The sequence below is a fragment of the Brevundimonas sp. FV1ye4L genome (assembly GCF_058681255.1).
In genome coordinates this window covers 895,083-907,667 of the sequence record NZ_CM178734.1, presented here as the reverse complement: position 1 = coordinate 907,667, position 12,585 = coordinate 895,083, and the positions used below count along the sequence as shown (strand labels likewise).

The following is a 12,585-nucleotide window of genomic DNA, read 5'->3' as shown; positions in this document are numbered from 1 at the left end:
GGTAATATATTGGTATTGTTCAAGAGCTATATTGCCTGCCCGTTCAGGGCTTTTCGCATCGCAGCAACTTGCGCGACGGCCGTCCTGCGAGTCGCCGGGGCGACGAACCCGAACTCGAGCAAACGCGGATCCTGCCCATCTGCGCCGACGGGTTCGCTGCACGAGGCATGGAAGGCCGTAAGGCCGCCCGCCAGAAGCGGGGCGACATTGGCCGCGTTGACGCCGCCGCCGGGCATGATGGTCAGGCGACCGTCAGCCTGTTCATGCAAGGCGATCAGGGCGGAGACGGCGTCCGACGCGCGCGGACGGCCGCCCGAAGTCAGGATGCGGTCGAACCCCAGGGCCGCCGCCTGTTCCAGGGCCTGGCCGAGGTCAGGGCAGAGGTCGAAGGCGCGATGTAGGGTGACGTCGGCCCCACTGTTGATCCGACGGGCCTGGCTGATCCATTGTTCCAGCCGCGCCAGGTCCAGTCGGCCGTCCGATAGGCCGGCGCCGATCACTACGCCGGCGGCGCCCAGGTCAAGCGCCCGCGCAATATCGTCCGCGATCAGCGCCGCGTCTTGGTCGTCATAGGCGAAACCGCCTTCGCGGGGGCGGATCAGGACATGGACGGGGCAGGGGCCGCGCGTCGCAGCGGCAATGGCTGCCGCAGATGGCGTTAGGCCGCCGACCGAGGTGGCGGCGCACAGCTCGACCCGGTCTGCGCCGCCTGCCGTCGCGGCCTCGACATCGGCCGTGGTCCCGACGCAGACCTCGAGCAGGGGCGTCATCAGCCGGCGAACAGCGAGGGGGCGGTGCGGACCTGGGTCACGCCGGCCGTGTCCGTCACCGCATAGACGAAGCCGGGCAGCAGGCAGAATGCGCCGACACGGCCGTGCCGGTCCATGGCCAGGAAGCCGACCTGAACTCCACGGATCGCGTCGCCGCGCAGCCCGGCGATATGGCGCACGACCTCTTCGCAGGCGGCCTGAGGCGAGGCGCCGGCGCGCATCGAGGCCACGACCCGGGCGCTTCCGGCCACGCGGGTGACCTCCTCGCCGACCCCGGTTGCGGTCGCGCCGCCCACGTCCTTCTCGACGTAGAGGCCAGAGCCGACCTGGGGCGAATCGCCGACCCGTCCGCGCATCTTGAAGGCCATGCCTGATGTGGTGCAGGCGCCGGCGAAGCGACCGTCGGGGTCGCGCATCAGAAGCCCGATGGTGTCGTGATCCAGGGCGCCGCCGGGGGTGCGGTACCCGGTCCGCTCGACATTCGCCTGGGGGCTGTAATGCGCCGTCTTCAACCAGTCGCGCCAGGCGGCCTCGGCCTCGGGGGTCAGCAGGTTGGTCTGGGGAAAGCCCTGATCGCGCGCGAACCGGGTTGCGCCCTCGCCGACCAGCAGGGTGTGCGGCGTCTTTTCCATTACCGCGCGCGCCACCGAAATGGCGTGGACCGTATCTTCCAGGGCTGCGACGGCGCCGACGCGGCCCGCATCATCCATAATGACGGCGTCCAGGGTGACATGACCGTCCCGGTCGGGATAGCCGGAGAAGCCGACGGAATGATTGTTAGGGTCGGCCTCAGGCACCATGGCCCCGGCCTCGACCGCGTCCAGCAGGGAGCCGCCGGCGCGCCGACGGGCGTAGGCCGCGTCATTCGCCGCCGCACCAAAATCCCAGGTCGAGACGATGAGGGCGCCTGTGTCCGTCGACGTCGACGAGCCTGCCGACGCGGTGCGCGCACCTGCGGCGAGGCATCCGACGGTCGCCATCACAGACATGATGGAGCGCCTGCTGATCATCATCGACCTCGTTCTATCCGGTGGAATCGCGACCTTGCCGTCGGTCAAGCTTAGAGGATAGAGGTATCTCGAAGGATATTTATTGGCAATAGATTGGGTCTACCGCGCGTGAGGCGCATGGTAGAATAGTCGATCGACTTGGGAGCCTTGTCCCTCCCAGCAGTTGATATCGACTCAGGGTCTATGTCGAGCGCCCCGGGTAGCGCCTAAAGGCGTCTGGACCGCCTTGCCGGAAAACGGCCAATATTCCAGTCTGCAGCCTAGAGCGCAGACGCGTGGAGCGTCTATGATCGTGATGCCTTCCGCGAAGAGAAAGTCCAACGCGAAGTCGCGATTGCGCTCGCCGACATTGTAAAACGACTCAAAGGTGCTTGCTCCACCGAAGACGACCGCCTCCAGCCGCGCCAGTTTGGCGCCCTTGGCGATCAAGGCGTCGATCAGGCTGGGCATGAGATGATCGCCGTAACGGTAAGGATCACAATGTTGCGGCAGGGGCGTCGGCGATTTGGGGAGGACGAAATGGTTCATCCCGCCGATTCCTCTGTGCGGATCACGAATACAGGCGGCGACGCAGGAGCCCAGGACCGTCGTGATCACGGCGTCGGGATCGTCGCTGATGCAGTATTGCCCCTGCGCGATGGATTTGTGGCGAACGGGGCGGCCTTCGTCGTCCCAGGCGCGACTGCAACTATTGTGTTTCATGACGCATGGGCCAGATTGACCCGAGGGGTCAAGTCGCAGACGACGATGACAAATATTGGTTTATAGATAGTGTAGTGGACGCGTTTAGATTGCGTGAATAGGGCGCGCCCAGGCATGAAAGCGAGGTGCGCGAAAATGGCGGACGACGGGGCTTTCGCCGGAGCGTTGCACTGACTAGCTAAAGGGCGACGAATCTGAGGAGAAGCATCATGGCCACCGCACGTGAAAAACGTCTTGCGCCGCTAAGAACCCCAACGAGTCTGTCCGAGGATGCGACGCGCGATATTTCGGCCGCCCTGACCACCGTGCTGGCGGACGTCTTCTCGCTCTATATCAAGACCAAGAATTTTCACTGGCACGTGTCGGGTCCGCATTTCCGGGACTATCACCTGTTGCTGGATGAACAGGCGGCCGAGATCCTGGCCATGACCGATCTGATCGCCGAGCGTGCGCGCAAGATCGGCGGGACCACTCTGCGTTCCGTCGGCCAGATCGCCCGTGAATCGCGGGTGCTCGATAACGACGCCGACTATGTGGATCCGCTCGACATGCTGGCCGAGCTGCGGGACGACAACAACGACCTGGTGAGCCGGATGCGCGAGGTCCATGATCTGTGTGACGAGCACAAGGACATCGCCACCGCCAGCCTGTTGGAAAACTGGGTCGATGAGACCGAGAAGCGGGTCTGGTTCCTGTTCGAATCGTGCCGCCGCGGCAACGTCTGAGGCTGCGCGCCCGGAACTCTCCTTGCTTGCCAAACCTTAACGGACGGTAATAATCCCGTTGCGTCAGGTTGGAGGGGTGGATGCGGATTGCGGTAGTCGGCTGTGGCTTGGCGCTGGGATTCGTCGTGGCGGCGTCACCGGTGCGGGCGGATATGTCCGAGGCGTTCGGCAATACGATCGTGTCCCACTATCCCAACGGCCAGTGGGTGAAGCATTTCTTCGAGCCGGACGGGCGGTATGAATCCCAGTTCTCGGACGGGCGCCAGCTGAGCGCCCGCTGGAGCCGAGAGGGCGACAAGATCTGCCTGAGCGGCTTCCGCCCGCGCCAGATTCTGCCCCGTTTTTGCAGCCGCATGGTCGAGGCTGATATCGGTGATAGCTGGCGGGCCCGCGATCCCCTAGGACGCACTATCCGCAACGAATTGGTCGCCGGTCGTCGTTGAAGCCGGTTGGGCTCTTGTCAGGCGCGGCCCGCCCCTCTAGAGCCCTCAGCCTGCCCACGCGGATGTGGCGGAACTGGTAGACGCACTGGATTTAGGTTCCAGCGCCGAGAGGCGTGGAGGTTCGAGTCCTCTCATCCGCACCAAAGCAAAAAGGCCTCGGATCGCTCCGGGGCCTTTTCTTGTTTTGGCCTATCGCCCTCGCGGGCTACTTGAGGCCGGTTTTGGGCTGGTCGCCCTCAGGACTTATGGCCGTTTTGGTTGGCCTGCCTGAGGACATCAGCGCGTGTCTCAGCTGATCGGCGGGACGGGCGGGGGCGGCAGGTCGCTGTCCGCCTCGTGGACCTCGATCAGGCCGCGTCCCAGATGGCTCTTGCGATAGCCATACAAGAAATAGATCAACAGGCCGACGCCGCCCCAGATCGGCAGCACCATCTTGGCGTCGTGCGGCAGGTTCCAGAACAGGAAGGCGCAGCCAAAGGCCGAAAGGGGTGCGAAGACCCAGATCAGCGGCGTCCGGAACGGACGTTTGCGGTTCGGTTCCTTGACCCGAAGGATCAGCACCGCGATCGACACCATGAAGAAGGCGAACAGGGTGCCGGAGTTCGAGATGTCGGCCAGTTTGCCGACGGGGAATAGGGCGGCGCCGATGGCCACGGCGATGCCGGTGACGGCCGTCACAATATAGGGCGTCTTCCACTTCGGGTGGATCTTAGTCAGACCTTCCGGCAGCAGGCCGTCGCGCGCCATCACGAAGAAGATGCGGGTCTGGCCGTAGATCATCATCAGGATGACCGAGGGCAGGGCCAGCAGGGCGGCGGTGCCCAGAGCGTTGCCGATCTGGGGATGACCGATCACGCGCAGGACGTGGGCCAAAGCCTCGTTGGAGCAGACCAAGGCCTCGGCGTTGGTTGGAAGGGCGCAGGCCGCGACGAAGGCGGGCGAGCCGGGTTGGACGGCTTCGCCGGCCGCGCCGAGGACCGGCTGCGCGCCGATGGCGCCGGCTGCACCCAGGGCGACCAGCAGATAGAAGACGGTGCAGATGGCCAGCGAACCGATCAGGCCGATGGGCACGTTGCGCTGCGGGTTCTTGGTCTCTTCAGCCGCCGTAGAGACGGCGTCGAAGCCGACATAGGCGAAGAAGATCGAGGCGGCGGCGCCGACGATTCCCATGCCGGAAGAGGCGCCGAACATGCCGTTCGGCGCGAAGGGCGACAGGTTGGCCGTCTTGATTACCGGAAGGGTGATGACGATGAAGACGGTCAGGGCGACGACCTTGATCAAAACCAGGACCGCGTTGACCCGCGCCGATTCCGTCGTGCCGAGCATCAGCAGGCCGGTGACCAGCAGGGCCACCACGATGGCGGGGATGTTGACGATACCGACCGAGAAATCGGGCATAGGAATGAAGCCGTTCATGGCCCAGGTCGGTCCGGCGGATAAGAGGTCAGGGAAGTCGAACCCGAGCCCCTGTTCTATCAGCCCCAGAACATAGCCGGACCAGCCCACCGACACGGCCGAGGCCGCCACGGCGTATTCCAGAATCAGGGCCCAGCCCACGCACCAGGCGAGCAACTCGCCCATGACGGCGTAGGTATAGGTGTAGGCCGAGCCCGAGACCGGGGCCATGGCCGCCAGTTCCGAATAGCAGAGCGCGGCGACGGCGCAGACGGCGCCGGCGATGACGAAGCTGACCATCATGCCTGGGCCGGCCTTCTGCGAAGCCGCAGCCGTCAGCACGAAGATGCCGGTGCCGATGATGGCGCCGATGCCCAGCAAGGTCAGTTGAATAGGTCCGAGCGACCGATGAAGCGACTTCTTCTCGGCCGTGGCCAGAATCGCGTCGAGCGACTTAATGCGCCACATAAATATCCCCACGTTTACAGCGGCCCCTCGGCCGCGTCGGCGGGACGCTAGCGGCGGATAGCGGGCCGCGCAACGCGCATGACGACGGGGTTAAGCGCTCACGACGCTTTCGTGATCGTGGCGCATCGGGGGCGCATCGGGCTAAAGGCGGGTCATGTTGCCGATTCACGCGGTTCTCGAACCCCTGAAAACCGCTCTTGAGGGTGGAAACACGGCGGTCCTGGCCGCCCCGCCGGGCGCGGGCAAGACGACGGTCGTGCCCCTGGCGTTGCTGGACCAGGCTTGGCTGGAGGGGGGACGGATCCTGGTGCTGGAGCCACGCCGTATCGCCGCACGGGCCGCCGCAGACCGGATGGCGAGCACTCTGGGCGAGACCGCAGGTGGAACCGTCGGCTATCGCACGCGGCTGCAAAGCCGGATCGGGCCGAAGACGCGGATCGAGGTGATCACCGAGGGCGTCTTCACCCGGATGATCCTGGAAGATCCCGGCCTGGAGGGCGTGGGCGCCGTCCTGTTCGACGAATTCCACGAGCGCAGCCTGGACGCCGACCTGGGCCTGGCCCTGGCGCGGGAGACGCAAGCCCTGTTGCGCGAGGACCTGCGGCTGTTGGTCATGTCGGCGACGCTGGACGTTGCGGGGGTGTCGAGACTGCTCGACGGCGCGCCGGTGATCGAGGCGGAGGGGCGGGCCTATCCGGTCGAGACCCGCTATGTGGGGCGCAATCCCGCCGAACGGTTCGAGGAGGCGATGGCGCGGGCCTGTCTGACGGCCCTGGGCGAAGAGACCGGTTCGGTGCTGGCCTTCCTGCCGGGACAGGGCGAGATCCACCGGGTGGCGCGACTGGTCAACGAACGGCTGCGGCTGCCGAACGTCGATGTGGTTCCGCTGTACGGCGGGCTGGACCGGGCGGAGCAGGACCGGGCCATCGAGCCGGCGGCGACGGGACGGCGCAAACTGGTGCTGGCGACCTCGGTGGCGGAGACCAGTCTGACCATCGACGGGGTTCGGGTGGTGCTGGACGGCGGTCTGTCGCGCGTGCCCCGGTTCGAGCCGTCCAGCGGCCTGACGCGCTTGGCCACCGTGCGGGTCAGCCGGTCCTCAGCCGAACAGCGGCGGGGGCGGGCGGGGCGGACCGAACCGGGCGTCTGCTATCGCCTGTGGGACGAGGAACAGACGCGGGGTCTGGTTCCGCATCAGAGGCCGGAGATCCAGGAGGCGGGCCTGACCGGTCTGGCGCTTGACCTGGCGCGATGGGGCGCGCGTTCGGTCGAGGGGCTGGCCCTGCTGGACCCGCCGCCGGCCGGGGCCATGGCGGAGGCGCGCAAGGTCCTGACGCGGCTGGGGGCGCTGGATACGGACGGCGGCCTGTCGGCGCATGGGCGACGGTTGACGCGCATCCCGCTGTCACCGCGCCTGGCCCATATGGTCGCGGTGGCGTCGGACGGGGGCGACGCGATGACGGGCGCGCGGATTGCGGCGGTGCTGAGCGAGCCGGGCCTGGGCGGAAACGGGATTGATCTGGCGGACCGGCTGGTAGGGCTGGACCGGGATCGGTCGCCGCGCGCGCGCGACGCCCTGAAGCTGGCCGAGCGCTGGGCGCGAGCGGCGGGTGGAGGCGCTGGCGGCGCGGTCGAGCCGGGCCTGTTGCTGGCCGAGGCCTTCCCCGAACGGATCGCCAAGGCGCGGGGCAAGGCCGGGGAGCTGCTGCTGGCCAGCGGGCGGGGCGCGGTGTTGGACGCGACCGATCACCTGGCGCGCGAACCCTGGCTGGCCGTCGCGGAACTGGGTGGCGGCGAGGCGCGCGACCGGGTGCGGCTGGCGGCGGCGCTGGACGGGACGCGGATCGAAGCGGACCTGGGTCGATTGATCGAGATCGAGGACCGGCTGGTCAAGGAGCCGTCGGGCCGAATGGTGATCCGGCGCGCGCGGCGGATCGGCGCCCTGGTGCTGGACGAAAAGATCATCGGTACGCCCGACGCCAAGGCCATGACGGCGGCCCTGAAGTCCCAGGTGGAGGCCGAGGGGCTGGGCGCGCTGAACTGGGGCGAGCAGGCGGCCGGGCTGCGGGCGCGGCTGGGGTTCCTGCACGGACTTGATCCCGCCTGGCCCGAGGTGTCGGACGTCGCCCTGCTGGAGGCGCGGGCGGACTGGCTGTGGCCGTTGCTGGAGGGCGCGCGGTCCTTGTCGTCAATCGTTGACGGGCGGTTGGCCGAGGCGTTGCGGGGGCTGGTCCCCTGGGACCTGCAGAGAAAGCTGGATGAACTGGCGCCGGTGCGGCTGACAACGCCGCTGGGGTCGGCCGGGATCGACTATGGCGCCGAAGGCGGGCCGCGCGTGGAGATCCGGGTGCAGGAGTTGTTCGGCGTCACCACCCATCCGACGGTCGGAGGCGGGCGGGTTCCGCTGACCCTGTCGCTGTTGTCGCCGGCGCGGCGGCCGGTGCAGGTGACCAAGGATTTGCCCGGCTTTTGGGCGGGGTCCTGGGCGGCGGTGCGCTCGGAGATGCGGGGCCGTTATCCGCGCCACCCCTGGCCGGAGAACCCGGCCGAGGCGCAGGCGACCAACCGGGTCAAACCGCGCGGAACCTGAGGCGCGGGCTTGACCGGGGCGGATGATCAAGCAATGCCTTTGCGCCCAAACAGGATTCCGCCGTGTCTGACGCAAAGACGATTTCGCCGACCGCCCGAAAGGGGCGGGTTCTTTTCGCCAGCCTGATCGGCACCACGATCGAATTCTACGACTTCTACATCTACGCCACGGCAGCGGTGTTGGTGTTTCCCAAGCTGTTTTTCCCCGGCGCCGATCCGACGACGGCCATGCTGTCGTCCTTCGCCACCTTCTCCATCGCCTTCTTCGCGCGGCCGGTGGGCGCCCTGGCCTTCGGGCATTTCGGGGACCGGGTGGGGCGCAAGGCGACGTTGGTGGCGGCCCTGATGACCATGGGGGTCTCGACGGTGGCCATCGGCCTGCTGCCGACCCATGCCTCGGTCGGGATCATCGCGCCGCTGTTGCTGGCTCTGTGCCGGTTCGGACAGGGGCTGGGCCTGGGCGGCGAATGGGGCGGGGCCGTGCTGCTGGCCACCGAGAACGCCCCGCCGGGCAAGAAGGCCTGGTTCGGCATGTTCCCGCAACTGGGCGCGCCCATCGGCTTTATACTGTCGACCGCCTCATTCATCGTTCTGACCTCCACCATGAGCGAGCCGCAGTTCGAAGCCTGGGGGTGGCGGCTTCCCTTCCTGGCCAGCGCCTTGCTGGTGTTCGTCGGCCTGTGGGTCCGGCTGAAGATCACCGAGACGCCAGAGTTCCAGAAGGCGGTCGATCGCAACGAGCGGGTCAAGGCGCCGGCCGTGACCCTGTTTGCGCACCACAAGATGGCGCTGTTTCTGGGGACGTTCAGCGGGGTGACGACCTTCACCCTCTTCTATCTGATGACCGTCTTCGCCCTGGGTTGGGCGACCACGGGGATGGGCCTGGCGCGCGGCGATGTCCTGCCGGTCCAGCTGATCGGGGTGCTGTTCTTCGCCGCCTTTATTCCGGTGACGGCCCTGCTGGCGGACAAGTATGGGCAGGTGAAGGTGCTGATCGCCTCGTCAGTCGGGATCGGCCTGTTCGGCGCCTTGTTCGCACCGCTGTTTGACGCCGGCCTGACGGGGCTGTTGATCTTCTTCGCTCTGGGGTTCGGGCTGATGGGCTGCACCTATGGCCCTATCGGCGCGGCCATGGCGCGGCCCTTCCCGACGACGGTTCGCTATACCGGGGCGTCGATGGCCTTCAATCTGGCCGGGATCGTTGGGGCGTCGCTGGCGCCCTATCTGGCGACATGGCTGGCGCGGAACTATGGGCTGGCGGCGGTGGGCGGCTATCTGGCCCTGTCGGCGGTGGTCACCATCCTGGCACTGTGGGGCATGGGACGAGTGAGCCCGGAAACCGAACTCTAGGCCTCGTCCGTGGCCGCGTAGACCATGATGCCGGTCGCTATCGCCAGGTTCAGGCTGTCGGCCCGGCCGCGCATCGGGATCTTGACGTTGACGTCGCAGGCGGCGGCCAGTTGGTCGGTCAGGCCGGCCTGTTCATTGCCCATCAGGATCAGCGACGGCTTTTGCATCACGGCGGAGCGGTGGCTGACCGTCGCATCCAGTCGGGTACCCACGACACTGCCGGGCCAGGTCTTGCGCCAGGCCAGGAAGGCCTCGGGATCGGTCTTGGTGATGGAGACGGCGAAGACCGAGCCCATGGTCGCGCGCACGGCCTCGACCGAATAGGGATCGACGCAGTCGCCGATCAGGATGACGCCGCCGCATCCGGCCGCGTCGGCGGTGCGGATGATGGTGCCCAGATTGCCGGGATCGCGCACCTGTTCCAGAGCGACCCAGCAGGGGGCGGAAGCCGGGTCCAGGCTGTCGAGAGGCGCATAGGCCTGGTCGAACACGCCCAGCACGGTCTGCGGATTGTCGCGGCGGCTGATCTTTTCGAGGATAGCGTGGGTGACGATGATGATGTCGCCGCCGGCCTTGCGCGTCTCGGCCTTGGCCCGGTCCAGCAGGGGGTGGGGGCGGGCCTCCTCGCCGACCAGCAGCATGCGGGGCGCGCGGCCCAGGTCCAGCGCCTCGCCGATGAACTTCAGACCTTCGGCCAGGAAGGCGCCGGTCAGGTCGCGTTCCTTGCGCATGTGCAGGGCGCGAACGCTCTTGATCGTGTCGTTCGTCAGGGAGGTGATGACGCGATATTCGTCTTTGGCGCTCATCGGCTCCACCGCGCGAAGAAGGACAGGCCGATGGCGCGGGCGTCCGGGCCGTCTTCGGACAGGGCCAGTTCGCCCCAGTCGATGCGGCCGCCGCGATCATGGGTCGTCTCGGCCATCAGATGGGCCAGGGACAGGCCCGAGACCCGCGCCGCATAGGCGTTCAGCAACAGGAAGTCGGCGTCGTCGGCCAGAAGGGCGGCGCAGTCCTTCAACAGCGCCGGCATGTCCTCGAACAGGCGCCAGACCTCGCCGGTCGGGCCGCGCCCGTATTTGGGCGGGTCGAGAATTATGCCGTCGTACTTGGAGCCGCGGCGCACTTCTCGGGCGACGTATTTGCGGGCGTCCTCGATGATCCAGCGGATCGGGTGTTGCGCCAGGCCGGACTGTTCGGCGTTCTCGCGGGCGTAGTTGACTGACTTCTTCGAGGCGTCGACGTGGGTGACCTCTGCCCCGGCGGCGGCGGCGGCCAGGCTGGCGACGCCGGTGTAGCCGAACAGGTTGAGGATCTTCGGGGCTCTGCCGGCTTCGCGCGAGAAGCTGCGCACGCGGTTGTCCAGCCATTCCCAGTTGGCGGCCTGTTCGGGGAAGAAGGCCAGGTGGCGGAAGGGGGTGAAACGGCCGGTGAATTTCACGTCGCGCCATTTTAGGGGGAAGGCGTCAATGGGGCCGTGCTGGTCGAATTTCCAGCGGCCGGAGTCTTCCTCCTCCTGCTGCGGATCGAAGGTGGCCGTGGCCTTGTCGAACGCCGCCGGATCGCGCGGAGACCAGAAGCACTGGGGCTCGGGACGGACTACGGTGTAGCGACCGTAGCGTTCCAGCTTCTTGCCGTCGCCGGAGTCCAGCAGGGCGTAGTCGGACCAGCCGCGCGTCACAAGGGTTTCGGGAGTGGGGGAGAGCAGGGGCGCCATTGTGCCGCTGATAGGCGGTCAGGCGGCCTCGCGTCCAGCGTCCACCGTAATGACGGGCGCGCATTTGACATCCTCCTCGGCGTCGTGCGCCGTCTTGTCCCATGCATAGGGCGCGACGATCAGGCGCCAAAACGCATGGATGAAGGCCAGGCTGAGCAGGGACCAGTAGGCTGGAGCGGCGAGCATGTCGGTCAGCCGATAGTCCAGGCCCGCGCGTCGTGCGCCGACCGCACAGCCCATCCAGGCGGCGATGACCCCCAAGGCGAGCACCGCGAACGATGCTAGCGGGGTATCCGGGGCCATGCCGGCGTGTAGTCCCACCATCAGGGCCGAAATGATCCAGGCCAGGGTCGGCGCGTGACAGGCGGCGGACACGATGGCGGCGCCCAGGGTCATGACCAGGGACAGCAGCCCCCGACGACCCAGGGCCAAGGGCGTGCGGGTGTGGACGCCCCAGGTCTGCATATAGCCCTTGAGCCAACGCGTCCGCTGCGGCAGCCAACGCTCGAGCCCGCCGGGCGGAGTCTCCCAGGTCGGACTTTCCAGCACGCCGAGCCGCCAGCCGGCCGACCACAGCCTGAAACCGAGATCCGCGTCCTCTGTCACATTGTGGGCGTCCCAGCCGCCTGCGGCGCGGAGCGCGGCGGTGCGCAGGTGATTGCTGGTGCCGCCCAGCGGGAAGGGCAGGTTCAAATGGGCCATGCCGGGCAGATTGACCTCGAACAGGGCAGCGTATTCGAAGGCGAACTGGCGGTCGAGGAAGCGCGTGAGGCCTGGCCCGCTTCGCCGGATGCGAAGCGGCGCCTGAAGACAACCCAGTTCCGGCGTGTCGGCGAAGCGCGCCGCAGCCTCGCGGAGCTGAGCGGGATCAGGCGCGTCTTCGGCGTCGTAGATGGTGACGAATTCCCCGGTCGCGGAGGACAGGGCGTGGTTTAGGGCGCGGGGCTTGGTCTGGGGCGAGCCCGGTGGGACGACGATGATCTGCAGCCAGTCCGGGCGGGGTGTGGCCTGGGCCGCATCTAGGGTCGCGCGGTCGTGGGCCTCAAGCACCAGAAAGCCTTCGAGCTGACGTCGGGGGTAGTCGATGCGCGATAGGTTTCGGATCAGCTGGGGCACGACCGCCGCCTCGTCGTGAAGCGCTGCCAAAATCGTGTAGCGCGGCCAGCGTGGGGGCTTGGGCGGTGACGACCGAGGGCGAAGGCTGGCGACCGCCAAGGCCGCGCGCCACAAGGCGCCGATGACGAAGCCGACCTGCAGCGCCACGATCAGCGCCATCAAGGTGGGGCGCGGCCAGGCGAAAAGCGCGGCCGTCAGGCCGCTGATCAGGCCGGACGCGATGAAGGATTGCCACAGGGTCGGCGTTCGCCGCGCGGCGCCAGACAGTCGTTGCCTGTGTTTCATCATGCCCGTTCGCCCCAC

General features: G+C 67.4%; 11 protein-coding genes and 1 tRNA gene. 5 read left to right on the top strand and 7 right to left on the bottom strand.

What is annotated here, in order from left to right:
• Positions 1-26: 26 nt before the first annotated feature.
• From ACW17X_RS04375 to ACW17X_RS04365, 3 genes are all read right to left on the bottom strand, one after another.
• Entirely contained in the window at positions 27-770 is a 744-nt protein-coding gene (locus tag ACW17X_RS04375; RefSeq protein ID WP_492099829.1) for a copper homeostasis protein CutC, read from the bottom strand.
• Positions 770-1,759 (bottom strand): glycosylasparaginase, encoded by a 990-nt coding sequence (locus ACW17X_RS04370; RefSeq protein WP_492099828.1) that lies wholly within the window; start codon positions 1,757-1,759, stop codon positions 770-772. Before ACW17X_RS04370 ends, ACW17X_RS04375 begins: the two co-directional genes overlap by 1 nt.
• 195 nt (positions 1,760-1,954) lie before the next feature.
• Positions 1,955-2,308, bottom strand: coding sequence for a hypothetical protein (locus ACW17X_RS04365; protein ID WP_492099826.1), 354 nt, complete (start codon positions 2,306-2,308; stop codon positions 1,955-1,957).
• A gap of 383 nt (positions 2,309-2,691) precedes the next feature.
• Between ACW17X_RS04365 and ACW17X_RS04360 the strand changes: the two genes are divergently transcribed.
• The 3 genes from ACW17X_RS04360 (at position 2,692) to ACW17X_RS04350 (ending at position 3,793) form a co-directional block, all read left to right on the top strand.
• The gene (locus tag ACW17X_RS04360; RefSeq protein WP_492099825.1) at positions 2,692-3,207 is read left to right on the top strand and encodes a Dps family protein; all 516 of its coding nucleotides are present in this window, start codon (positions 2,692-2,694) and stop codon (positions 3,205-3,207) included.
• A gap of 80 nt (positions 3,208-3,287) precedes the next feature.
• Positions 3,288-3,650, top strand: a complete 363-nt coding sequence (locus tag ACW17X_RS04355; RefSeq protein ID WP_492099824.1) for a hypothetical protein — start codon at positions 3,288-3,290, stop codon at positions 3,648-3,650.
• A gap of 58 nt (positions 3,651-3,708) precedes the next feature.
• A tRNA-Leu gene (locus tag ACW17X_RS04350) sits at positions 3,709-3,793 on the top strand.
• A gap of 145 nt (positions 3,794-3,938) precedes the next feature.
• Here the strand turns inward: ACW17X_RS04350 and ACW17X_RS04345 are convergent.
• Positions 3,939-5,513, bottom strand: a complete 1,575-nt coding sequence (locus ACW17X_RS04345) for an amino acid permease (RefSeq protein WP_492099823.1) — start codon at positions 5,511-5,513, stop codon at positions 3,939-3,941.
• 154 nt (positions 5,514-5,667) lie between these two features.
• Here ACW17X_RS04345 and hrpB point away from each other — a divergent pair, with 154 nt between their 5' ends.
• Together hrpB and ACW17X_RS04335 are read left to right on the top strand one after the other, a co-directional pair.
• Positions 5,668-8,103 (top strand): ATP-dependent helicase HrpB, encoded by a 2,436-nt coding sequence (gene hrpB, locus ACW17X_RS04340; protein WP_492099822.1) that lies wholly within the window; start codon positions 5,668-5,670, stop codon positions 8,101-8,103.
• Between the two features lie 62 nt (positions 8,104-8,165).
• Entirely contained in the window at positions 8,166-9,452 is a 1,287-nt protein-coding gene (locus tag ACW17X_RS04335) for an MFS transporter (protein WP_492099821.1), read from the top strand.
• Here ACW17X_RS04335 and ACW17X_RS04330 read toward each other — a convergent pair.
• Genes ACW17X_RS04330 through ACW17X_RS04320 form a run of 3 tightly spaced genes read right to left on the bottom strand, consistent with a single transcriptional unit; the run spans position 9,449 to position 12,570 of the window.
• Entirely contained in the window at positions 9,449-10,258 is an 810-nt protein-coding gene (locus ACW17X_RS04330; RefSeq protein ID WP_492025628.1) for a TrmH family RNA methyltransferase, read from the bottom strand. The two genes, ACW17X_RS04335 and ACW17X_RS04330, sit on opposite strands and share 4 nt — an antisense overlap.
• On the bottom strand, positions 10,255-11,166 hold the full coding sequence (locus tag ACW17X_RS04325) for a class I SAM-dependent methyltransferase (RefSeq protein ID WP_492099820.1): 912 nt from the start codon (positions 11,164-11,166) through the stop codon (positions 10,255-10,257). The genes ACW17X_RS04330 and ACW17X_RS04325 overlap by 4 nt, the downstream gene beginning before the upstream one ends.
• Positions 11,167-11,184: 18 nt before the next feature.
• Positions 11,185-12,570 carry a glycosyltransferase gene (locus ACW17X_RS04320; protein ID WP_492099819.1) on the bottom strand — a complete coding sequence of 462 codons (1,386 nt, stop codon included), beginning with the start codon at positions 12,568-12,570 and terminating at the stop codon, positions 11,185-11,187.
• Between the last annotated feature and the right edge of the window lie 15 nt (positions 12,571-12,585).

Excerpts from the sequence above, each read along its gene's own strand:
- ACW17X_RS04375 (WP_492099829.1), bottom strand. The coding sequence starts at position 770 with ATGACGCCCCTGCTCGAGGTCTGCGTCGGGACCACGGCCGATGTCGAG.
- ACW17X_RS04370 (WP_492099828.1), bottom strand. The coding sequence starts at position 1,759 with ATGTCTGTGATGGCGACCGTCGGATGCCTCGCCGCAGGTGCGCGCACC.
- ACW17X_RS04365 (WP_492099826.1), bottom strand. The coding sequence starts at position 2,308 with ATGAACCATTTCGTCCTCCCCAAATCGCCGACGCCCCTGCCGCAACAT.
- ACW17X_RS04360 (WP_492099825.1), top strand. The coding sequence starts at position 2,692 with ATGGCCACCGCACGTGAAAAACGTCTTGCGCCGCTAAGAACCCCAACG.
- ACW17X_RS04355 (WP_492099824.1), top strand. The coding sequence starts at position 3,288 with ATGCGGATTGCGGTAGTCGGCTGTGGCTTGGCGCTGGGATTCGTCGTG.
- ACW17X_RS04345 (WP_492099823.1), bottom strand. The coding sequence starts at position 5,513 with ATGTGGCGCATTAAGTCGCTCGACGCGATTCTGGCCACGGCCGAGAAG.
- hrpB (WP_492099822.1), top strand. The coding sequence starts at position 5,668 with ATGTTGCCGATTCACGCGGTTCTCGAACCCCTGAAAACCGCTCTTGAG.
- ACW17X_RS04330 (WP_492025628.1), bottom strand. The coding sequence starts at position 10,258 with ATGAGCGCCAAAGACGAATATCGCGTCATCACCTCCCTGACGAACGAC.
- ACW17X_RS04325 (WP_492099820.1), bottom strand. The coding sequence starts at position 11,166 with ATGGCGCCCCTGCTCTCCCCCACTCCCGAAACCCTTGTGACGCGCGGC.
- ACW17X_RS04320 (WP_492099819.1), bottom strand. The coding sequence starts at position 12,570 with ATGATGAAACACAGGCAACGACTGTCTGGCGCCGCGCGGCGAACGCCG.